12 protein-coding genes are annotated in these 23527 nt (G+C 53.9%); 7 read left to right on the top strand and 5 right to left on the bottom strand.

All coding sequences use genetic code 11. The features are described from left to right. Positions 1–23: 23 nt before the first annotated feature. Positions 24–1319, top strand: coding sequence for a sugar MFS transporter (locus Q4E93_RS02560; protein WP_303582519.1), 1296 nt, complete (start codon positions 24–26; stop codon positions 1317–1319). Beyond that, positions 1316–2698 carry a phosphoglucosamine mutase gene (gene glmM / locus Q4E93_RS02555; RefSeq protein ID WP_303582518.1) on the top strand — a complete coding sequence of 461 codons (1383 nt, stop codon included), beginning with the start codon at positions 1316–1318 and terminating at the stop codon, positions 2696–2698. The genes Q4E93_RS02560 and glmM overlap by 4 nt, the downstream gene beginning before the upstream one ends. 59 nt (positions 2699–2757) lie before the next feature. Here the strand turns inward: glmM and Q4E93_RS02550 are convergent, their stop codons facing one another. The 4 genes from Q4E93_RS02550 to Q4E93_RS02535 all read right to left on the bottom strand — a co-directional run bounded on the left by Q4E93_RS02550 (position 2758) and on the right by Q4E93_RS02535 (position 7626). Continuing rightward, complete coding sequence (locus Q4E93_RS02550; RefSeq protein WP_303582517.1) at positions 2758–4350, bottom strand: beta-N-acetylhexosaminidase; 1593 nt, start codon at positions 4348–4350, stop codon at positions 2758–2760. Between the two features lie 60 nt (positions 4351–4410). Further along, positions 4411–5094 (bottom strand): LytR/AlgR family response regulator transcription factor, encoded by a 684-nt coding sequence (locus tag Q4E93_RS02545; protein ID WP_303582516.1) that lies wholly within the window; start codon positions 5092–5094, stop codon positions 4411–4413. Next, on the bottom strand, positions 5091–6116 hold the full coding sequence (locus Q4E93_RS02540) for a sensor histidine kinase (protein ID WP_303582515.1): 1026 nt from the start codon (positions 6114–6116) through the stop codon (positions 5091–5093). The genes Q4E93_RS02545 and Q4E93_RS02540 overlap by 4 nt, the downstream gene beginning before the upstream one ends. A 100-nt stretch (positions 6117–6216) precedes the next feature. Continuing rightward, entirely contained in the window at positions 6217–7626 is a 1410-nt protein-coding gene (locus tag Q4E93_RS02535) for an MBL fold metallo-hydrolase RNA specificity domain-containing protein (protein WP_303582514.1), read from the bottom strand. A 357-nt stretch (positions 7627–7983) separates the two neighbouring features. Between Q4E93_RS02535 and Q4E93_RS02530 the strand changes: the two genes are divergently transcribed. The 5 genes from Q4E93_RS02530 (at position 7984) to Q4E93_RS02510 (ending at position 20556) form a co-directional block, all read left to right on the top strand. After that, a complete protein-coding gene (locus Q4E93_RS02530) occupies positions 7984–13473 on the top strand; it encodes a T9SS type A sorting domain-containing protein (RefSeq protein WP_303582513.1) in 5490 nt (1829 codons plus the stop codon). 315 nt (positions 13474–13788) lie between these two features. After that, entirely contained in the window at positions 13789–15780 is a 1992-nt protein-coding gene (locus tag Q4E93_RS02525) for a T9SS type A sorting domain-containing protein (RefSeq protein WP_303582512.1), read from the top strand. A 359-nt stretch (positions 15781–16139) separates the two neighbouring features. After that, the gene (locus Q4E93_RS02520) at positions 16140–19712 is read left to right on the top strand and encodes a T9SS type A sorting domain-containing protein (RefSeq protein ID WP_303582511.1); all 3573 of its coding nucleotides are present in this window, start codon (positions 16140–16142) and stop codon (positions 19710–19712) included. Between the two features lie 167 nt (positions 19713–19879). After that, positions 19880–20071: a hypothetical protein gene (locus Q4E93_RS02515; RefSeq protein ID WP_303582510.1), complete on the top strand. Its 192-nt coding sequence runs from the start codon at positions 19880–19882 to the stop codon at positions 20069–20071. After that, complete coding sequence (locus Q4E93_RS02510; RefSeq protein ID WP_303582509.1) at positions 20068–20556, top strand: T9SS type A sorting domain-containing protein; 489 nt, start codon at positions 20068–20070, stop codon at positions 20554–20556. Before Q4E93_RS02515 ends, Q4E93_RS02510 begins: the two co-directional genes overlap by 4 nt. A 39-nt stretch (positions 20557–20595) precedes the next feature. Here Q4E93_RS02510 and Q4E93_RS02505 read toward each other — a convergent pair whose 3' ends face one another. After that, complete coding sequence (locus tag Q4E93_RS02505; protein WP_303582508.1) at positions 20596–23364, bottom strand: hypothetical protein; 2769 nt, start codon at positions 23362–23364, stop codon at positions 20596–20598. Positions 23365–23527 lie beyond the last annotated feature (163 nt).

Here is a 23527-nt window from a genome sequence, read left to right as displayed (position 1 = left end):
TGTGGCTCAAGCAATTCTACAATATGAATCAATCCCTGACCACCCCTGCGCCAGTCAGTCGCCGCGGCATGAGCGCCATCTTTATTATAGGCGTCCTCTTCTTCATTTTTGGGTTTATTACCTGGCTCAACAGCGTACTGATACCCTTCCTGAAGCTCACCTGCGAGCTGAGCAGTGACGTACAGGCGTTCTTTGTGACCTTTGCCTTTTACATGTCCTATTTCTGTCTGGGGCTGCCTTCTTCCTATATCCTGAAAAGAACCGGGTTCAAGAATGGCATGGCGCTGGGTCTGCTGGTGATGGCGATAGGATCGCTGATCTTTGTACCTGCGGCCCAATCGAGAAGCTTTCCCCTATTCCTGGTTGGGCTGTTTGTGCAGGGGGCGGGGCTTACCTTACTGCAGACGGCGTCCAATCCTTATATCAGTATCCTGGGACCCATCGAGAGTGCGGCAAGGCGTATCAGTATTATGGGCGTTTGTAATAAGGTAGCAGGAGCGCTCAGTCCCCTGATCCTCGGCGCCATCGTGCTGGAAGGGGCAACCGAGCTGGAAAACAAGGTCAAGGCGGCAGCGAGCGTGGCCGAAAAAGAGCAACTGTTGAACGAGATGGGATCGAAGATCATTCTCCCCTATATTATTATGGCAGTGGCGCTGTTCCTGTTGTCCTGGATGATAAAGCGCAGCTCTTTACCGGAGATCGAGATGGGTGGAGAAAGCAACGCTTCAGAGACGCACTCGGGCCGGACCAGCGTCTTGCAGTATCCGCACCTGGTGCTCGGGTTCATTTGTTTATTCCTGTATGTAGGTGTAGAGGTAATGGCGGGGGATGCCATCGGCATCTATGGCCGGTCGATGGGTATGAGCCTGGATACCACCCGTTATTTTGGTAGTTGTACCCTGGCGGCCATGCTGGCGGGGTATATTATAGGCATTTTTGCTATCCCGAAATATCTTTCCCAACAGAATGGGCTGAAAATTTCCGCCATCGCGGGGATCATCTTCACTGTCTGCGCACAGCTGTCGACCGGCTATGTATCGATCAGCTTTATTGCACTGCTGGGACTGGCCAATGCGCTGATGTGGCCGGCGATCTTCCCACTGGCCATCGACGGGCTGGGAAAATTTACCAAGACAGGATCGGGACTGCTGGTCATGGGTATCGCCGGAGGTGCGCTGATCCCCCTGCTGTACGGTACGTTGAAGGCCAAGCCGGCCATTGGTAACAGCCTTGCCTTTTTTATTTGTATGCTACCTTGTTATTTATATATCCTGTATTATTCTATATTTGGCCATAAAGTTGGGAGGTCTACACTATGACATTGATAAAAAGTATTTCCGGTATCCGTGGAACAATTGGTGGAACGCCGGGGGATAATTTAACCCCTCCGGATATTGTAAAGTTTGCAGCTGCCTATGGCAGCTGGCTGAAAGAAAAAAATGCCCGTCCTGTCGTCGTCATTGGTCGTGACGGCCGCATCAGCGGGGAGATGGTGAGCACGCTGGTCATTCAGACCTTACTGGGCCTGGGTCTCGACGTGGTGGATCTGGGACTGTCCACCACTCCTACCGTCGAGATGGCGGTGCGCTGGGAAAAGGCGGGGGGCGGCATCATCATCACTGCCAGTCATAACCCCCGGCAGTGGAATGCCCTGAAGCTGCTGAATGCGGACGGGGAATTCATCAGCGGTGCAGACGGGGCTGCTGTGTTGGATAAAGCCGAGAAAGCGGCTTTCCAGTTTGCCACTGTGGAAAAAGCAGGAACCTACCGGCAGCCGACGGGAACGATGGAAAAACATATCCAGGCTATCCTGGACTATCCCCTGGTGGATACGGCGGCTATTGGCAGCCGGCGTTTCAAGGTGGTGGTGGATGGCATCAACTCTACCGGCTCCCTTTTCGTGCCTGCGTTGTTAAAAGCATTGGGTGTAACCGAAGTAACGGTGCTCAACGGGGAAGTCAACGGGGAATTCGCTCATGATCCGGAGCCATTGCCGGAAAACCTGGTGGGTCTGAGCACGGAAGTCAAACGCCAGGGCGCCGACCTGGGCATTGCCGTCGACCCTGATGTGGACCGCCTTTGCTTTGTTTGTGAGGATGGTACGCTGTTCGGAGAGGAATATACGCTGGTGGCGGTGGCCGACTATATATTGAGCCGCCGGAAAGGGAACACGGTGTCCAATATGTCATCCACGCGTGCGTTGAAGGACATTACGACGGCTCATGGAGGGCAATACTACCCTTCTGCGGTAGGGGAAGTGAATGTGGTGACGAAGATGAAGGCGGTGAATGCGGTCATCGGGGGTGAAGGCAACGGGGGCATTATCGTGCCGGACTTTCATTATGGCCGGGACGCGCTGATCGGGATCGGGCTATTCCTCAGCGGACTGGCTGAAAAAAAAGTGCGCATGTCTGCTTACCGGGCCCAGTTCCCCAACTACTATATGTCGAAGAACAAGATCGCTCTCACACCGGGTATGAATATTCCTTTGTTGCTGGAAAAGATGAAGGAAAGGTATGACGGGCAGGAGGTCAATACAGAGGATGGGCTGAAGATAGAATTTGAGAGGGGCTGGGTGCATTTGCGGGGTTCCAATACCGAGCCCATCATCCGGGTCTATTCGGAGGGCGAGTCAGAGGATGCAGCCCGGAACCTGGCTGCCGGCGTGATGAAAGAGGTGGAAGAGATCATCCGATGAATCAGATGATGAATCACATGTTGCATCAGATGATAAAATGAGGAGGGGTACATGCAAATTCAATGCATGTACCCTTTGCTTGTCCAACGGGCTTCCAGGGCGGGTATTGTCGCTGTAAACCTTTGAAGGTCTTTATTGAGCCGGCTGGTCCATCCTACCTCGGCGTAAGCAGCCAGCCGGGGATATACTTTTTCATTCATCCTTTCCACGGAGGGTATCCATTCGCCCCACATCTGGCAGCCCAGCCCCAGGATCCTGGCCGTGTCGCGTTGCGGCAGATCGGCAGGTACGGGTTCGAAACCATACGCTTTTTCCAGGCTGATGCCTTTGGCATCATAATCCAGGTAGGTATAGTCTGACCAGGAGTTGACGATGTCATAACCTGCAGCGGCGGCCTTTGTGATGAGGCTGACGTCACCTTTCCAGAATTGAATGATCGCCTGACGGGAAAGTTGTTGGCTGGCGGCAGTATCCCGGAGATCGTTGAACTCATGGACCTTTCCACCCAGGATCTCGTTCCATCCCATCATTCTCCTGTGATGCCCCTCCAGGAAATTCGAAATGCCGTTGGTAAAGCTGATCTGCAGGTCGGCCGGAGATGCCAACCCCTGCTGCCGGATATAGTCCATCACCTGCGGGGCGTTCTTCCATTGCCCATATCTTACTTCATCACCGCCGATGTGGATCACACGCGAGGGAAAAAGGGCCATGACCTCTCCCAATACGTCGTGGATGAAGGCCAGGACCTTAGTATCCGCCACATTGTATATGTCATCCTGTACGCCGAATTTCACGGGTACTTTTATTTGTTTGCCTTCCGCACCCAGAAAAGGATAAGCGGCAATGGCCGCGCTGGCATGGCCGGGCATTTCTATCTCCGGCACCACGGTGATATGCCTTGCGGCGGCATAACGGAGGATGTCCTTTATCTGTTGCTGGGTGTAGTATCCCTGGTGGGGAATGCCGTCATAGACCTTGCTGCCCCAACCGGAAGGCCATACGCCCATCTGGGAAGAATCCCGTTTGGACCCGATGGCAGTGAGCAGCGGGTATTTCTTTATTTCTATGCGCCATCCATGGTCATCCGTCAGATGCCAGTGGAATATATTCATCTTCAGGTAAGCCATTTCGTCCAGCAGCTGTTTTACCACTGCTTCTCCTTTAAAATAGCGGCCTTCGTCCAGCATAAAGGAGCGCCAGGCGAAGCGGGGTTTGTCGGAGATGTGGCAGGCGGGAATGGTCGCGCCGGAGGTGATCAGCTGTCTTAGGGTCTGGATGGCGTAGAAGATACCTGCGGAGGTGGCGGCCCGGGCCTGGATCCTGCCTTCGTCGACTGTCAGGTCATAGCCTTCATTCCCCAGGCTGGCGGCGAGGCTCGCATCGAGGCTGAGGGAGATGGCGTTTGATCTTGCTTTTGATGATATGGGCGCTGTTGCGATCCGGAGGTGATAGTCCTGGTCCAGGAGGTCATGGAGGAAACTGGCTTCCTGCCGGCAGGTGCTGGTGTACAGGATGGAGGTCGATGGGTTCAGGGTGAATTTGCCAGGTTTGGTTTCCACCTTTAAGGGATAGGGAATAATGTGCTGGGCAGAGAGGCGGCCGATGGTGATGAGGGATAATGCCAGTATGCTTATGCGTTGAAATAGTCTCATAGGACTCTAAGATGCTATAAATTTCTTACCGGGACGGGGGCAAACGTTTGCGTAAGATTATCATTTCCTGATCAGCCTGCTGTCGATGATCCGCATCAGGGCTTCCCTATAGTTCTTGCTGAGCGGGACCCTATGTTTGTCGATGGTGATCTCGTTGCCGGAGAGGCCCTGGATCTGTTGTACAGACACCACATATGATTTATGCACGCGGAGAAATTTGGCAGGCGGCAGCTGCTCTTCGATCGTACCCAATGCCGTCAATGTTATAAATTTTCCCCGGGGCGTATGGATAAAGCTGTAGTTCTGATTGGCTTCGATGAAGAGGATCTCCTCGTGGAGGATCTTCTCATATCCATTGCTGGTCTTGATAAAAAAGTAATTCTCCGGAAGAATAGCTTCGCGGGCGCGGTTGACCGCCTTCAGGAACCTTTCCAGGGTGATGGGTTTCAATAAATAATCCAGCACATTCAGCTCAAATCCTTCCAGGGCATAATGGGGAAAGGCGGTGGTGATGATGACCAGGGGGCGGACAGCCAGGCTTTTCAGAAAATCAATGCCCCTGATCCTGGGCATCTGAATATCCAGAAAAATGAGGTCTATTTCCTGTTCTGCCAGCACCCTGTTGGCTTCGATGGCATTGCTACAGGTGGCGCGTAATTCCAGGAATCCGGCCTCTTTCACCAGCAGCTCCATGCCTTCCCTTGCCAGGGGCTCGTCATCCACTATTATGCAGCGTATCTTCATTCTATCTTTATTGTGAGCAGAACAGAGAAGACGTCGTCCGTGGTGCTGATGTCCAGGGCGTGGCGGCCATCATAGATCAGCTGCAGCCTTCGTCTGACGTTCTCCAATCCTATACCACCCCAGGTCTTTTCCTTCGGCAGCATTGCGTCTTCGTCTATGGAGTTTTCGACGCTGAGCTCAAAGATATTGTCCTGGAAGTTAAGGTCCACTGTCACAAAGTTATTCTTATCCGGACAATTAGATACGTATTTAAAGGCATTTTCAACAAAGGGGATCAGCAGCAGGGGGGCAATGGAAAATTTACCGGTGGAAGCGCTGACATTATAATCGGTTTGGATCAAATCTCCCTTACGGAGCTTTTCCAATTGGATATAGTTATCGAGATAGCCTATCTCCTTTTCTATGGGTATGACGTCTGAATTGCATTCGTACAGCTGATAACGCAGCATATCGGCAAATTTCACCAGCGTGTGGCCGGCGAAATCGGGGTCTTTTTTTATGAGGACGTAGATGCTATTGATTGCGTTGAACAGGAAATGGGGGTTCATCTGGGATTTAAGGAATCGCAGCTCACTGTCTGTCTTTTCTTTTTCCAGGAGCGCCGTCCTTCTGTCACTTCGGATCTTATCCCGGATGGCCTTTACGGCCACGGTAAGAAAGCTGGTATAGAAATTCCCCATCAGCAGGTAGAAGAATTCGGTCCTGACAGGCACCGGGAGCGGCTGGTGCAGGTAATGGTGGATCGCCAGCATGCAGCTTAGAATGAGACCGGCAGAAGCTGCCAGCATCAGCAGGTAAAAAAGGGAGAACAACAGATAACGCCGTCTGTTGAAGTAACGCGGCATCAGCCAATAGACAGTCAGATAGGCGCTGCTGGCCTGGCCGGTGAACCATGCCGTGGTATACAGCAAGGCTTTCCCGTAGGTGTTGCCATACTGGTAGGCAGAAAAAAAGACCCAGAATACAAAATAGGCAATCCAAAAAAGGAAGTGCCATTTATACCTGGAAAGCAGGCGTGTCATTGGTCAACTTTTGGCGCAAGTTATCTTTTCATGGACTAACGGGCAATAATTATCCATGAAAAGCAGGAATGTAGGGACCAAAATGCTGTTTTGCATTGTATCAGGACAATGGTAGTCCCGTCTCATAATGCAGGTCGGGAATCTCTATGTCGGCGAAGCCTTTACGGATCAACCTGTCCCTGAAAGCCTGCTGGACATCGTATTCGCCATGGACGATGAACAACTTTTTCACCTGTTTCGGGTCCTGGCAGGCGAGGAACTGGCTGAGGTCATCGAAGTCTCCATGGGCACTCATGCTGCGGATGCTGCCGATCTCGGCATTCACTTCTTTGAGCGCTCCAAAAATATGCACTTCTTTAGCGCCGGCCATCAGGCGGCCACCCAGGGAACGGGGTTCGCAATAGCCCACCAGCAAGACGGTGTTACGGGAGTTCTCTATGTTATTGCTGATATGGTGCTTCACCCGTCCTGCGTCGGCCATGCCGCTGGCGGAGATGATGACGCAGGGTTCGCTTCGATAGTTCAGCAGCTTGGATTCCGCCACTGTCTTGATATATTTCAAACCTTTGAAGGCAAAAGGGTCATTGTCATTCTCCAGCACTTTCTGGATGGTCTTATTGAAGAGATGCGGGTATTTTTTCACCACCTCCGTAGCTGAAATGCTCAGCGGGCTGTCTACGAAGTATTCCAGTGCCGGCAGACGGCGCTCCTCTTCCAGGGTATTCAGCGCAAAAAGGATCTCCTGCGTGCGGCCCACGCTGAATGCGGGGATGATGAGCTTACCCTTTTTTTCCAAGCAGGTGTGTTCGATCCATTTCAACAGCAGGTCCGGCGTGGTGTCAGCGGGATCGTGCAGGCTATTGCCATATGTGGACTCGATCAGTATATAATCCGCCTGGGGAAATACTGCCGGGGATTTCAGGATCACGTCCCGGTAGCGGCCTACGTCACCGCTGAAGGTCAGGTGTATTTCCTTTCCATCTTCTTTTATCCGCAGGCTTACGGCGGCGCTGCCGATGATATGACCGGCATCGGTGTACAATACCTGCACGTCCTCATCGATGGCATGCCATGTATCATATTCCACGGAGATGAAGTGATCCATGGATTGGACGGCGTCCTGCTCGGTATACAGCGGCTGCAGGTAGGGCAGTCCTTCCTGGGCTCTTTTCTTATTGGTGTATTTTACTTCGTCTTCCTGGATGCCGGCGGAATCTTCCAGCAACAGGCCGGTCAGTTCCTTTGTGGCGGGCGTGCAGAAGATCCTGCCTTGAAAGCCGTCCTTTACCAGCTTAGGTATAAGACCGCTGTGATCGATATGCGCATGGGAGAGGATGAGGGTATCCACTTCCCCGGGGACGAAGCCCCAGTTACGGTTGAGTGCATCCGTCTGGGCGCCCATTCCCTGGAACATGCCGCAGTCGAGCAGATATTTCTTCCCATTCTTTAAGGTGATCAGATGTTTGGATCCGGTGACGACGCGCGCTGCTCCGTGAAAAGCGATCTTCATATGTTTGATTTAACATGAATGGTTGAAGGTAAGGAATTTAAATATGGGAGGCCCGTTGGAGGCGCCGGGCGTAAATGTAGTGAAAAAGAAGATAAAAAAGCTGCTGGAAGCCCCTAGCCGGCGCATTTATAAAACGTTCATTTCTTTACTAATGTTTTCGGTAAATGCCGGCATGATAGAAGTGACCTTTCCAGCGTTATACATTCCCTATTCCCATATATCAAGATCAGTGACCTGATCAGTGCTTCTTAATTGCTGAAACGCATTCTTCGCTCATCTAAAAGTTAGTACTTTGCCTCATCGGCTATAGTATATAGTTGCCCTTATCCTGATACCCTGAAAACCTAATCACCAGATATGAAAGTATCGTTACCCCAAAAAAGGTATAGTATCCCTATTATACCTTCGCTTCTCTTGCTTTTATTATTGTTCAGTGATGTCGTGCGGGCCACGCCGGCCTGTCCGATCGTCACCCAGACTTTCCAAAATTCGGCGAACGGAGATTTATCCGATCCCAGTGCCACAGGATGGTACCTGGATAGGACCAACGTAACCAATGCCGTCGTTTTTTCAGCGCAATCCCATCGTATCAAAGCCCAGACGCTGGGCGGAGAAGGGGTGTGGTATTCCCAGGTATTTTCCATAGCTGGCTATACCAATGTCCAGGTGGACGCCAAGATCTCCTCCGAGGGCAGCTTTACGTCCTCCGAGTATGTCAAGGTGTATTACAAGCTGAATAACGGGCCTGAGACGTTGATCAATGCATATTTTGGCAGTTTCGGGACTCCTACCGTCACATCGCCGATGCTTACGGGCAGTACGGTGCAGATAGTCATCCGGATCTACAATGTAAGCGCCGGCAACAACGACTATTACATTGAAAAATACGATGTCTTCAAAGAGACGGGGCCTTGCACGGTGTCCGGGATCTCTGTCAGCGCATCCGCCAGCAATTCAGGTGTGCTGACCTGCAACAATCCGTCCACGACCTTATCGGCCAGCACGACGGCCTCCGGCACCACCACTTATGCCTGGACGGGCCCCAATGGTTATGCCGCCACCGGCAGCAGTGTATCTGTCAGCACGGCCGGGAACTATACCGTAACGGGGACCAATTCGGCCGGAACGGGAAGCGCCAGTGTAACGGTCACGGCCAACAACAGCGCTCCGGACCTGGCGGCAACGGGGGGCAATATGGCTTGTGCGTCCAGTATCACAATCAGCGCCAGCTCTTCGGTGTCCGGCGCCACTTACAGTTGGACAGGGCCTAATGGGTTTACTTCCACGGCGCAGAACCCCACGGTGACGGCTGCCGGGACTTATACGGTCACGGTAAGGAATCCTGCCACGGGCTGTACGGCTTCCACATCGGCAACGGTGACAGCAGGAACGGCGACGGCCACAACTTTCTGGCTGGAGGATTTTACGCTGGCTAATGGTACTACCTCTGATGCGGGATCTACGCCCTGGACGGCGACGCATAACGTCACCAGCGGCTCCTATACGTACTCTGTACAAAACAATGAATTCAAGACTTCTTTCCCCGATCAGTTTGTGGGGACGTGGACCTCGGGTAAGATCAGCCTTGCCGGGAAGACCAATATCAAGATGTCGGTGGATCTCCGGAGCGAGGTTGCCAGTGGAAAGAGCCTGGAGAATGAGGATTATATAAAGGTATACCTCAGGATCAACAACAGGGCCGACAGTTTGATATACCAGGACCTGGCCGGCATTGGCAGCAGCACGACGGGAACAGCATCCATGACCCTGACATCGGGGACCTTCAACGGGGACTCGGTGCGGGTGATCATCAAGACCAGTAACTCAGATGCCTCGGAAATATATTATTTTGACAACGTGAAGCTAACGGGCACATCTGCCGCGGCCTCTGTCATAGCCTCTGTCACCGGGATCGTCACCTGTACCAATACGGCGCAGCTATCTGCCACTGCCAGCGGCACGGTCACCGGATATTCCTGGACGGGGCCCAACAGCTTTACTTCCACGGCTCAAAACCCTGTGGTAAGCGCCGGAGGAGTATATACTGTTACCGCCACTCTATCAGGAGGATGTACGGTGTCTGCGCCTGTAACGGTGACTGAAAATAAAACAGCGCCTGACATCACGGCGATCGGCGGTTCGCTGACCTGTCTGTCTACTATCACGCTCAGCGCCAGTTCTTCCGTATCCGGCGCCACTTATAGCTGGTCCGGGCCCAATAGCTTCACCAGCACGGCGCAGAACCCGGTGGTCAGCGCGGCGGGTACGTATACGGCCACTGTCACCAATCCTGCCAACGGCTGTACCGCATCGCAATCCGTGACGGTTTCTTCCGGCATTACCTCGTTGTGGCTGGAGAACTTCACTTTTGCCAACGGCACCATCTCCGATGCCGGCACCACGCCCTGGTCGGTGCAAAGCACGCCTTCCGGCAGTGTGTTCTCCGTACAGAACAATGAGTTCAGGGTCAGCAATACGGGGACCGGCACGGGTACCGAGAGCGTGTGGGCTTCCGGCACCATCGATATCTCCGGCAAGACCAATGTCAGTATATCGGCTGGTATCAGAAGCTCGGTCACGAACAATGCCGCTATGAACACCAGCGGGTCTACCATGGACTATCTGCGCTTCTACTACAAGATCAATGGAGGCAGCGAGGTCCTGTTCAGCGAAACGCTGGCAGCCGTCAACAACCATAGTACGACCAACACGACCATATCGGTGGGTTCGCTCAGTGGCACCAACCTGCAGATCATCGTGCGGGCAAGGGCCACGGGATCGGATGAGTTCTATTACTTCGACAATGTGCAGGTGTCTGCCATATCCGGAGGTAATATCAGCGCCACTGCTTCTTCGGGCGCGACGATCACCTGTACCAATACATCTGTAGCGCTGAGCGGCAATGCCTCTGTGCCGGGGGTCACCTATGCATGGACGGGGCCGAACGGCTTCAGTTCCACGGTCCAGAACCCCACTGTCACCGCAGGCGGTATTTATACCCTGACCGTCTCCGCAAATGGATGTTCGGCCTCTGATACGGCCCTTGTAGTGGCAAACACGACGGCTCCCGGCGCTACGGGAAGCGCGGCTTCTTCCCTCTCGTGTACCAGGAGCAGTGTGGCGCTGTCGGGTGCTTCTTCCACCAGTGGTGTGACCTATGCGTGGGCGGGGCCTGGCAACTTTACATCTGCCACGCAGAATCCCACGGTAAGCACAGCGGGTGTCTATACGCTGACGGTCACTAATCCTGTCAATGGATGTACCAGTTCGGATACGGCGAATGTCCTGGCCAATACCACCGCTCCGACGGGCGTGACAGCAAGCGCTAACGGCAGCCTCACCTGTACTTCCAGCAGCGTTGCATTGACGGGCGCTTCTTCCACCACTGGCGTGACCTATGCGTGGACGGGGCCCGGCAATTTTACATCTACCACGCAGAACCCCACGGTGAGCACAGCGGGTGTCTATACGCTGACGGTCACCAATCCTGCCAATGGCTGTACGGCCACGGATACAGCAAATGTCCTGGGCAGTACCACGGCCCCGGCAACGCCGACTACCAGCGCCAACCCGGCCAGTGCGAAGTTAACCTGTGCCACGAATGTTGTCAACCTGTCCGGCGGCTCTACTACTGCCGGAGTGACCTATACATGGACCGGGCCGAACAACTTTAATGTTGCCTCATCCCAGACCAATGTATTCAATGCCGGAACCTATACATTGACGGCCACCAACCCGGCCAATGGCTGTACGGCTTCGACTGCGGTGGTAGTGACACAAAATATCACACCGCCAAACCTGGCGCCGATAGCTCCTTCTACGGCCACGCTGACCTGCGCCAATCCCAGCGTTACTTTGACGGGCGTTTCTTCCACCGGGGGAGTATCTTACACCTGGAGCGGGCCCAATAGCTTTACTGCTTCCGGCACTACTGCAGTCGCTACTTCACAGGGTGCTTATATCCTTACAGTGACTGACCCTTCAAATGGCTGTACGAACACCACTACTGCAACTGTCGGTCAGAACTTTACGGCGCCGGCGGGGGTGATAGCCTATAATAACGGGCCGCTCACCTGTGCTGTCACCAGTGTCACCATTACAGGTAATTCTTCCACGCCAGGAGTGACCTATTCATGGACCGGGCCGAATGGGTTTACAGCCTCCACGATCACTGCCACTACCAGTGCAGCTGGTACGTATACGCTCACTGTAACCAATCCTGTCAACGGCTGTACGGCCATCACGAACACCGTCGTTGCGCAGAGCATTTCGGCGCCGGGCAACTTGTCGGTAGCCAGCAGCACGGGCGCCAACCTGCTGACCTGTACTACTCCCAGCATTAGCCTCACTGCCAGTTCTTCCACGACAGGGCTCAGCTTTAGCTGGAGCGGCCCCAACGGGTTCACCGCATCCTCGGCTTCTATCACCGTTGGCAACCCGGGCACCTACCTGGTTACTGCGACCGACCCTTCGAATGGCTGCTCTTCCAATAACTCCGCCAATGTGGCTCAGAATATCACGCCGCCGGCCAACCTTGCCATGGTGAGCAATCCCGTCAATGCCCGATTGACCTGCTCTACCAGCAACATTGGTTTCAATGCCAGCTCTTCCGCCGCAGGAGCAAACTATACATGGTCAGGACCTGGCGGATTCTCGACTACCGGTATGTCTACGGTAGTAACTGCCCCTGGCACCTACACGGTAACGGCAACCGACCCAGTCAATGGCTGTATCTCCACGTCATCGGCGATTGTAACACAGGATACGGTGAGGCCCACGGCCGTCGCGACCAGCAGTGTTCCTGCCAATGGCTTGTTGACCTGCTCCAATACCAATGTGGTCCTCACGGGTAGCTCGTCTTCCTCAGGCGTCATCTACAGCTGGACAGGGCCTTCGGGGTTTGTAGCTTCCGGCAGTTCGGCCACTGTGACCATTCCAGGCAACTATACCGTCACTGTCACCAATCCCAACAACGGCTGTTCCACCTCTGCGACGGCTGCTCCCGTCACACAAAATACCCATGTGCCGGAAGCCGTCTCGGCCAGTGTCAACGACAAGCTGACCTGTAACACCACCAGTGTCAAGATCTCCGGCAGCTCCAATACGACAGGTGTCACTTTTGCCTGGACGGGCCCCAGCGGATTTACCTCCTCTTCCAAGGAGACCATGGTCACCGCAGGAGGACTCTATACCCTCACGGCCACTGATCCTTCCAATGGCTGCTCATTCAGCAGGCAGATCACTGTCCAGGCTGACCAGGTGCATCCTCAAGGCGTAACGATTACCAGTGACGGATCGCTCAGCTGTACTGTCGGAAGTGTAAACCTGACCGGCGGATCCAGCACCGCGGGCGTCAGCTACACCTGGACAGGGCCCAATGGGTTCTTCGATCCCGAACAGATCACGAGTGTAACCGATTCCGGCACTTATTTCCTAACGGTCAGAAATGGAGGCAATGGTTGTACCACCATCGCCTCTATACCGGTGACGGCGGATTTCACCGAATGCTCTATGGCAGCTCCGAAGGTAGCCACAGGACATGCCACCACGCTGGGTGCAGCAGACGGAAGCACACCGGTAATCCCGGGTCTTACCTATAAGGTATATCCCAACCCTGCAAACAGTACGGCTATCGTCGAGCTGAATGCACCCGGAAAAGGACATGTGTCGGTGGAAGTCTATAATGGTGTAGGGGTTCGTGAAAAGGTCCTCTTTGACGGCAACGTTGAAGCAGGCACACCTTACCGATGGACCCTGGATGCCGGCAGCCTCGCTACAGGCATGCACTATTGTATGATACGAACGAATAATAAAGTGTATGTGAGCAAGCTGCTCATAGCACGCTAAATAAACACGCTGAATGTATGAGCCGTCTCCTTCCGGGGGCGGCTCATATTTATTGGATGACTTACCCTGAGGACGGTAGGTAAAGGTTTATTCATAAACTATACATTTCTTTACTACAATCATCCTATAGTGTCCTGCGACACAGCAATGAATATTCCCTGATTACATATACTCCATTCTTACATACCAAAAGAGGTTGCGTATAAAACACGCCACGGTCATTATCGCCTGATATAAAAATCTGAATTTTGCCTCATCGTTTATGGCACATAGTTATCATTGCCCCAACCTCGCTGCTAAACCAAACCAATACATATGAAGTTATCATTACTTCAGGGAAGGTATAATCCAGTCATTATATCTTTTATTTTGCTTTCTTCTTTGATAGGGAAACCGCTGCTCGCCTCGCCGGGGGGACAGGAGCATCATCCTGTCCGAAATCATGCGCAGGCTCCCGGGACCGGAACGATTGATCACTGGCGTTGGACCAAAATCACTGTCACTGCAACGGCCACTAATTCGGGGGTGTTGACCTGTACCCATCCGTCGACGACCATCACGGCCAGCACGTCAGCCTCGGGCACTACTACTTACAGTTGGACGGGGCCTAACGGCTTTACGGCTACTGGCGCCAGTGTGACGGTAAGCACGGCTGGCACGTACACGGTGACGGGCACCAACTCCGGGAAAACCGGCAGTGCAAGTGTAACGGTCACTTCGAATACGGCAGCCCCGCCCAGTATGGAGCCCGGCAATACAGGGCCATTGACCTGCTCGAACCCCAGCAGCACGCTCGTCATGCCTTTTGGTTCTGCAACGGGTATCACAGTCAGCTGGGCAGGTCCCAATGGCTTCACCTCAACGGATGCATTTCCCGCCGTCAGTGTACCCGGCACCTATTATCTAGTGGTTACCTATACGGCCACCGGATGTTCCACATTGAATCCTACCATTGTAGTGCAGGATATCAACGCGCCCGCGGTATCGATAGCCAGCAACACCGGGGCCACACTCCTGACCTGTACCAACCCCAGCATTATTCTGACGGCCAGCTCTACTACAACCAGTGGCATCAGCTTCAACTGGGCGGGACCAAACAGTCCTACGTCTTCTGCCGCCTCGATCAACGCAACCAGCCCGGGAACTTACCAGGTAACAGCTACCAACTCCTCCAATGGCTGTACGTCCACTTCATCGACTATTGTGACGCAGGATACGGCGAGACCTACTGCCGTCACCATAAGGAGTATCCCTGACAATGCGCAATTGACCTGTTCCAATGCCAATGTGGTCCTGTTTGCAAGTAGCCAGACAGCAAAAGCCCTCTTCAGCTGGACCGGGCCCAATGGATTTAGTTCCACCCTGCAGGCAACTCCCGTCAGCGTTGCCGGCAACTATACTGTCACCATCACCAATTCCAGCAATGGTTGTTCGGTGTCCATGACCGCTCCTACTGTCACACAGAACACGACTGTTCCGGAGGCTGTGTCTGTCAGTGTCTCCGACAAGCTGACCTGCAACCACACCCGTGTCAAGCTTTCCGGCAGTTCTACTACAGCCGGTGTCACCTATGCATGGATAGGGCCTAATGGATTCACTGCGTCTGACAGCGTTACCAACGTCACGGCCGGAGGGGTTTATACGCTTACCGCCACAGACCCTACCAATGGCTGTTCATTCAGCAGGCCAATCACCGTCCAGGCCGATCAGGTGCACCCGACAGGGGTAACCATCTCCAGTGACGGGTCGCTCAGCTGCACCGTCGGAAGCGTCACCCTCACCGGTGGCTCCACTACGCCGAATGTTGGCTATACCTGGTCAGGACCCAACGGGTTCTTTGATCCCGAGCAGATCACCAGTGTCGTGGATTCCGGCACTTATCTCCTCACGGTCAACAATCCAGTCAATGGTTGTAACACGACGGCTACCATCACTGTGACGGCTGATTTCACAGAGTGCTCTGCTATAAACCGTAAGGCGATCAACGGACATGCAGCCACCCTCGATGTATCAGACGGAAGTGCAGCAGTAATTTCGGGTCTTACCTGTAAGGTATATCCCAATCCTGCGAGCGGTTCGGCTTATGTCAACCTGAATGCTCCGCAAAAAGGGCATGTGTCAGTGGAGGTCTACAATGGTGCAGGGGTTCGTGAAAAGATCCTCTTTGACGGCAACGTTGAAGCAGGCACGGCCTACCAATGGGTACTGGATGCAAGCCGTCTGCCCGCAGGCATCCATTATTGCATTGTCCGGACCAATCATAAGGTGTATACGAGCAAGCTGCTGATCGCAGCAGGGCGACCATAGGACAACGAACATCCAATAATAAAAAGCCGCCTCAGCATAGAGGCGGCTTTTTCATGTACGGGGCAGCCCCTTGAAAGGAGGTAAAGATTTATTTATAAATCGTTCATTTCTTTACTACTAATTTCCTATACATAATGAGGCGACTGGAGTGAATATACCCCTATTATATATTCTCTATTTCTACATATCAAAACTAATTGGCTAAGGGGTGGCTGCCGCCGTGTCTGGCAGATATAAAAATCGGTATTTTGCCTCATCGGTTATGGTACATAGTTACCCTTATTCTATGTAAGAAATGCGGCCATTACAGGCCGCCCAGGCTTTTTGTCTGCACACACCCGTAAACCAAACCAATACATATGAACGTATCGTTACTTCGAAAAAGGTATAATGTCCTTATTATACCTCTTCTTCTACTATTATTGTTGTATAGTGATGTCGTGCAGGCTACGCCGGCCTGTCCGATCGTCTCCCAGACTTTCCAAAACTCGGCGAACGGAGATATATCCGACCCCAGTGCCACAGGATGGTACCTGGACAGGACCAACGTAACCAATGCCGCCGCCGTTTTTTCCGTGCAATCCCATCGTATCAAAGCCCAGGCGCTGGGTGGGGAAGGAGTTTGGTATTCCCAGGTATTTTCCATAGCGGGTTATACCAATATCCAGGTGGATGCCAAGGTGTCTTCAGAAGGCACTTTTACCTCTTCGGAGTATGTGAAAGTGTATTATAAGCTGGATAACGGCCCTGAAACTTTGATCAGCGCCCAGTTTGGCAGTTTCGGCACTCCTACCGTCACATCGCCGATGATGACCGGCAGCACGGTCCAGATCGTCATCCGGATCTACAATTTCAGTGCCGGGAACAACGACTACTACATTGAAAAGTACGATGTCTTTAAAGAGACGGGGCCTTGTACGGTCACCGGCATCTCTGTCAGCGCCGGTGCGACCAATTCCGGCGTATTGACCTGCACCAATCCATCGACGACCCTCACGGCCAGCACAACAGCTACCGGCACTACCACTTATGCCTGGACAGGACCCAACGGCTATACCGCCAACGGGAGCAGCGTATCCGTCAGCACGGCAGGGACCTATACGGTGACAGGCACCAATTCTGCGGGAACGGGCAGCGCCAGTGTAACGGTCACGGCTAACAATACAGCTCCGGACGTAACAGCGACAGGAGGCGCCCTTGGCTGTGCTTCCAGTACAATCATCAGCGCCAATTCTTCCGTATCCGGCGTCACTTATAGCTGGACGGGACCCAATGGGTTCACCAGCACGTCACAAAGTCCCTCGGTGACCGCCTCAGGCACTTACACAGTTACGGTCACCAATCCCAGCACGGGCTGCACAGCCTCCACATCGGCAACTGTCACGACAGGGGCCGCGGCCTCCGTCTTCTGGCTGGAAGATTTTACATTAGCCAACGGCACCACTTCCGACGCGGGTACTACACCCTGGACCTCATCGTCTGACGGCACCGGCACCTATACCTATTCCGTGCAGAACAATGAATTCAAGACAACATTCACCGGTCAGCATGTGGGGACATGGATCTCCGGCCCCATCAGTCTTGCGGGAAAGACCAATACGACGTTGTCGGTGGACCTCCGCAGCGAAACGGCTTCCAGCGGAGACCTCTTTGAAACTGCCGATTTTATAAGAGTATACCTCAGGATAAACAACAGGGCCGACAGCCTGATATATGAGGACCTGGCGGGCATCGGCACCAGCACATCGGGCACAGCCTCCATGACCCTGACCTCAGGGGCCTTTAATGGAGATTCTGTCCGGGTGATCATCAAGACCAGCAATTCAGATCCCACCGAAAGGTATTATTTCGATAATGTGAAGCTGACAGGGACCCCAACGGGTGGGAATGCTGTCGCCACCGGCGGAACGATCACCTGTACAAAGACCTCCGTGACGCTGTCCGGCAGTACCTCCGCCACAGGCGCCACTTATAGCTGGACGGGGCCCAACAGCTTTACTTCCACGGTGCAAAATCCAACGGTGAGCACTGCAGGTGTCTATACCCTGACGGTCACTGCGGGGGGATGCACATCCACCGACACGGCCCTGGTAGTGCAAAATACCACCGCCCCCGGCGCCACAAGCAGCGCATCGGGCAGCCTCACCTGTACTACGACCAGTGTGGCACTCACGGGCAGCTCTTCTACGACCGGTGTCACCTATGCATGGACAGGGCCTGGTGGCTTCACCGCTTCCGGTGCAAACGCCACTACCAGTGTAGCCGGCACGTACACGCTTACGGTAACCAATCCCGCCAACGGTTGTACGACCCTCACTAATACTGTCGTCGCTCAGAATATCTCCGCCCCTGGCGGGCTGTCTATAGGCAGCAGCACGGGCGCTACCTTGCTGACCTGTACCAATACCAGCATCACCCTGACGGCCAGCTCGTCTACATCAGGGGTTGGCTTCCACTGGAGCGGCCCCAATGGGCTCTCCCTATCCTCGCCCTCCGTCACCGTGACCACCCCGGGTACCTACCTGGTTACTGCCACCGACCCATCGAATGGTTGTGCTTCCAATAGCTCCGCCAATGTCACGCAGAACATCACGCCACCGAACAACCTGCTGATGACGAGCAATCCTACTGTTGCAGTGCTCACCTGCTCGACAACCAGCATTGCGTTCAATGCCAACTCTTCTGTCTCCGGCGCAGTCTATAATTGGGCGGGGCCAAGTGGATTCACGTTCACCGGCCAAACTACGGTCGTAAACACGCCTGGTACCTATTCGGTAACGGCTACCGACCCAACCAACGGCTGTACTTCCACTTCATCGGCTGTCGTGACGCAGGATATCACAGCGCCCCAAGGCGTTGCCACCAGCAGTGTACCTGCCAATGGCTTGCTGACCTGCTCCAATACCAGCGTGCGCCTGACGGGCAGTTCCAGCACTACCGGTGTCACTTACGCGTGGACAGGGCCCAGTGGCTTTACCAGCACGAATCCTTTGGCCACTGTCACCGTACCAGGTAACTATACCCTCACCGTGACCAATCCCAGCAATGGATGTTTTGTTTCGGTGACTGCACCCACTGTTACCCAGAATACGAATGTCCCAGGCGCGGTGTCTACCAGTGTCTCCGACAAGCTGACCTGCAACACCACCCGTGTCAAGCTCACCGGCAGCTCCACTACAGCCGGTGTCACCTATGCATGGGTAGGGCCTAATGGATTCACTGCGTCTGACAGCGTTACCAACGTCACGGCCGGAGGAGTTTATACGCTTACCGCCACAGACCCTACCAATGGCTGTTCATTCAGCAGGCAGATCACTGTCGTGGCTGACCAGGTGCATCCCACCGGTGTAAACATCTCCGCTGATGGATCGCTCACTTGCGATGTCGGAAGTGTGACCCTTACGGGCAGTTCTTCCACCGGGGGCGTTTCCTACACCTGGACAGGGCCCAATGGGTTCTTCGATCCTGAGCAGATCACCAGTGTAACCGATTCCGGTACGTATTTCCTCACGGTCACCAATCCCAGCAACTTCTGTAATACCGTTGCTTCCACCCACGTGGCAGCAGATTTCACCGGCTGCTCCATGATAGCTCCCAAGACAGCTACCGGGCATGCTGCCTCTTTACAGGATGGAGCAGCTGCAAATACAGCAGGGGTATCGGGCCTTACCTATAAGGTATATCCCAACCCTGTGAGCGGTGCGGCTTATGTCAACCTGAATGCTCCGCAAAAAGGGCATGTATCCGTAGCCGTTTACAACGGCCTGGGGGTTCGTGAGCAAGTGTTGTTCGACGGGGTTGTCGAAGCTGGGGTCAATTATCAATGGACCCTGGATGCCGGCCGACTGGCTACGGGCATTCATTATTGCATTATCCGGACGCATAATAAGGTATATACCAGCAAGCTGCTGGTTGCAACAGGGAAACCTTAGTTAGTTATGGATGAATAGATAATATATCAAAAAGCTGCCTCCGTTTGAGGCGGCTTTTTTTCTCCTTACCATTAAATCAAATATGATATGAAGTCTGTCTCCGGCTGTATCTGATCTCGGGCATCATCAATATCGCGGGAAAAACCAATATCAACATCTCTGTCGATGTGAGAAGCGCAGGTGGTTTAACGGCCGACAGGGGGGCGCCCAGCGGCTCGACGCTCCAGCTTATCATCAGGGCCAAGGCAACGGCAACCAGTGAGTTCTATTATTTTGACAATGTTAAGGTAGCTGGGGTTGTTCAAAGCACTGTAAATGCTGTAGCCGGCACACCGCCTCCGGCGCTACGGCCGCTGTGACCGCCGCGGGCAACTATACAGTCACCGTCACCAACCCCAACAATGGCTGCTTCAGCACCGTGACCGCTGCCACCGTCTTCCGGAATACCACCGTACCGGGGGCTGTCTCTGCCAGCGTATCGGACAGGCTGTCCTGTAATAACACCCCTGTAACGCTTACCGGCAACTCCACGACCATTGGCCATGCCGCCAGCCTCGGGGGGACCGCTGGCAATACAGGGGCTACCGGCTTTTCCTATAGGCTCTACCCCAATCCTGCCAGCACGACGGTTTATGTAGATCTGCGCTCGCCTGTGGATGCGCAAGTCACCGTAGAAGTTTATAATAGCGTGGGTATACGGGAAAAGATCCTCTTTGACGGGATTATGCAGGCGGGGATACCTTACCAATGGTCATTGGATGCCAGCCGGCTAACCTCAGGCGTGCACTATTGCCTCATCAGGACCAATAATAAAGTGTATACGGCGAAATTGTTGTCCTTATAATAGTAAGAGGGCGTTCTGGTTGGAACGCCCTCTTTTGGGTTATTTCTTCACCAGCGTCAGTACTTTATTGAAGCCCTTTCCGTCCGTCACACGTACAAAGAAAACACCGCCGGGCATGCGGCTGATGTCCACGGGAAGAGAGTGTGAGCCTTTCACCAGGTGAACTGCATTGCGCAGGATCACATGACCCGAGATATCCGTCACCATGTAGGCGATATCGGACCCTTTACCCAAAGTCAGGCGCAGGCTGGTGATGCCTTGTCCTGTAATCGAGGGGGCCAGGTCCGCCTGGTTGACCAATATGGCGTCTGACAGCTCTATCACCCGGCTAAAAGTGATATTGCCATTGGAACCTACGAGCTCCAGCCGGTAGAAATTATGCTGACCGGGGCGGCTGTCGAGGAAGCTATAGGAGGTCTTGCCGATCTCCCCGCCCACTGTACCGAGGTCTGTAAACCTGTTGCCATCCGCCGACCATTGTATAATATACGAGCGTACCTGCACATTGGGGTCAGCGCTCCATTGCAACCCGGAGGATGTATTGTCTATCCATTGTCCGGAAAATGACATGAGCGGATTAGCCAGGACCACCATCGTGCTGGTAGCGACGGAGAACTGCGTAAGGGTGGAAAAGCTGCCTTTAGAGAACGTATAGGGATTGCCGCCGGCTGCTGCACCAGAAGTGCTCTCTTCCACGATGGCCGTCCCGTTGGAACGTACGATCGATGAATTGGCACGGTTGAACGTCCCGGGTTCATCCGACAATCTCCAGAGCAGACCCAGGGAGATATTGCTGGTGCCGGCACTTGCGGCAGAAACAAGCCAGGTGCGATCGATGACGGCCCCAGCAGGCGCGCCTGGAATATACTGGTCGTTGGCGGCCACCGTGAAATCATTGGTCGCTCCGCCATTGGTCAATTGCAGCGGGTTATAAGAGGCAGGGGTCGGTCCTACGGGGAAGAGCACGGCGCCGCTGGAAGAAGCTATCTGTGCGATCTGAAGGCCTCCTGTGCCGGTGTTACCGGCACCGCTGCCGCCATTCCCGGTGACGACCCAACTTGTCTGCGATCCGGAGAAGGAGGCTCCCCTGATAGGATAGCTGCCTGCTTTCATTGACAAGGTATTGCTACCTGTGACAAGCATGGCGCTGCCCTTCAGCGTAAGTGTATCGGTGATAGCAACATTACTCTGCATGAGTTTGTTACCGGCGTTATCGATCTGCAGCGAGCCATGATCCGCCGGCAGGATATTCTGGTTGCCATTGGCCATATATATTACTGTTCCGGCTATGTTGAACGGAGCGGTCATAGAAGTAGTACCTCCGCTGATGCTGAGCGTAGCAAACTTCTGAATGGTGAGGCTATGTGCATAAGCTGTCACGGTGCCAGCGCTGATCAATGGCATCCTGGGGGCCGTAGCGGGCACGAGTACATCCGTAACCGAGGTCGGTACGCCTCCGCACCAGTTGCCGCTGTGTTCCCAGGCCGTATCGGTGGTACCCAGCCAGGTGCCGGAGCTGTTGACATGCAGGATCGCAGCCCCGGAGGTAAGGGGTGATCCGCAGCCAGTCACGATCACGCGGTATTTATAGCCTTCCATTAAGGTAGTAACGGAGGCGCGGCTAAGGGTTACTGATGTTCCGCCGGGTGTAATATTAGTCCAGGTGGCGCCGCCGGTGCCGTTGTCCGACTGCCACTGATAAGCGAGGGTGCTCCCGGTGGCCGATACACGGAAGGAGGCATTGGAATTCGCGCAGACGGTACTATTGACAGGAGAGGTAACTATGTTCGGCAGCGTTTTGAAAGTCAGCGCCACCGCTAAGGAAGGCGTGGAACAAGTGAGCGAGTATCCCGTAACAGACCTTACCACATCGTAGCTTGCAGTCGTCGAAGGAGCGTTGATATTAAGGGAATAAGTGGAAGTCCCGGTATACAGGCTATTGTCGGATATGTTGCTCCAGGTGCTGCCACCATCGGTGCTTGCCCGCCATTGATAGCTGACGCCGGTGCTATCTGTAATCGCAATGGTAGCGTTGGCGCCGGGACAGATGAATGCCGAAGTGGGCGTAGGCTGTAAAACGGAAGGATTATTTACAATATGTAAGGTATCCACGCCGACGCTGGTGACGGAGCATCCTGAAGTTCCATCGGTGACGATGGTGCGATACAGGTAGCCGTTCAGCGAAGGGTCGCCTCCGATATTCAAGGCGGCTGTGGCAGATCCCGTGTAAGTAGTGTTGTCTGCGATGTTGTTCCATGAGCCGCCGTTGTCAGCGCTCACCTGCCATTGATAGGTATACCCTGCATTGATATCGGCTGAGGTAAGACCTCCTGATCCGGCGGAGCAAATTGACGAGCTGGCATTCAAAAGCTGGCCGAGGGGGCCGACTGTCAGGACGCCCGGGTTGGAGTTGACTGTGATAGCGGTATTGTCAGTTACCCCGCAGCGGTAGTAATAATTATTGAAGGAAGCGGTGGCCCCTGTAACGGTCAATGTAGCGGTAGCGACGCCGCTGTACGTGCTGCCATTGGTCAGGGTAGACCAGGTTGACCCTCCATTGGTGCTGAGCTGCCACTGGTAAATAAGTGTACCGGATCCTGTAGCTGTCACGGAGAATGTGGCCGTACCCCCGATACAAACCTTTTTATTCGAGGGATGTGAGCCAATGCTCACTGTCATGGGATGGTCGGCAGCCAATGCCGTGTGATAGGGAAATGTAAGACCGGCAAGCATCCAGCAGCATAAGATCACTCCTCTGAGCGAACTACCATAGGATGCCATCTTGGGGGATATCATGGGGTTTTTCATACGAACGGGTATAAGTTTTACATGGGTTATGGGATTACAACGCATAAAACTATCACATTTCTTCTGGAGTTGGTAGTGCCGGCCTGTTACCGAATTGGCGATTATCCGGCACCGGCAGTTGCGGAGTCTAAAAAACCCTGGCGAGTAAGCGTCCTACGGCCAT

It is taken from the genome of Flavitalea plasmicola (genome assembly GCF_030546645.1).
Lineage (GTDB): Bacteria > Bacteroidota > Bacteroidia > Chitinophagales > Chitinophagaceae > Puia.
Note: the sequence above shows the minus strand (reverse complement) of the source record. Positions and strands in the feature narration are given on the sequence as shown.

Excerpts from the sequence above, each read along its gene's own strand:
- Q4E93_RS02560 (WP_303582519.1), top strand. The coding sequence starts at position 24 with ATGAATCAATCCCTGACCACCCCTGCGCCAGTCAGTCGCCGCGGCATG.
- glmM (WP_303582518.1), top strand. The coding sequence starts at position 1,316 with ATGACATTGATAAAAAGTATTTCCGGTATCCGTGGAACAATTGGTGGA.
- Q4E93_RS02550 (WP_303582517.1), bottom strand. The coding sequence starts at position 4,350 with ATGAGACTATTTCAACGCATAAGCATACTGGCATTATCCCTCATCACC.
- Q4E93_RS02545 (WP_303582516.1), bottom strand. The coding sequence starts at position 5,094 with ATGAAGATACGCTGCATAATAGTGGATGACGAGCCCCTGGCAAGGGAA.
- Q4E93_RS02540 (WP_303582515.1), bottom strand. The coding sequence starts at position 6,116 with ATGACACGCCTGCTTTCCAGGTATAAATGGCACTTCCTTTTTTGGATT.
- Q4E93_RS02535 (WP_303582514.1), bottom strand. The coding sequence starts at position 7,626 with ATGAAGATCGCTTTTCACGGAGCAGCGCGCGTCGTCACCGGATCCAAA.
- Q4E93_RS02530 (WP_303582513.1), top strand. The coding sequence starts at position 7,984 with ATGAAAGTATCGTTACCCCAAAAAAGGTATAGTATCCCTATTATACCT.
- Q4E93_RS02525 (WP_303582512.1), top strand. The coding sequence starts at position 13,789 with ATGAAGTTATCATTACTTCAGGGAAGGTATAATCCAGTCATTATATCT.
- Q4E93_RS02520 (WP_303582511.1), top strand. The coding sequence starts at position 16,140 with ATGAACGTATCGTTACTTCGAAAAAGGTATAATGTCCTTATTATACCT.
- Q4E93_RS02505 (WP_303582508.1), bottom strand. The coding sequence starts at position 23,364 with ATGAAAAACCCCATGATATCCCCCAAGATGGCATCCTATGGTAGTTCG.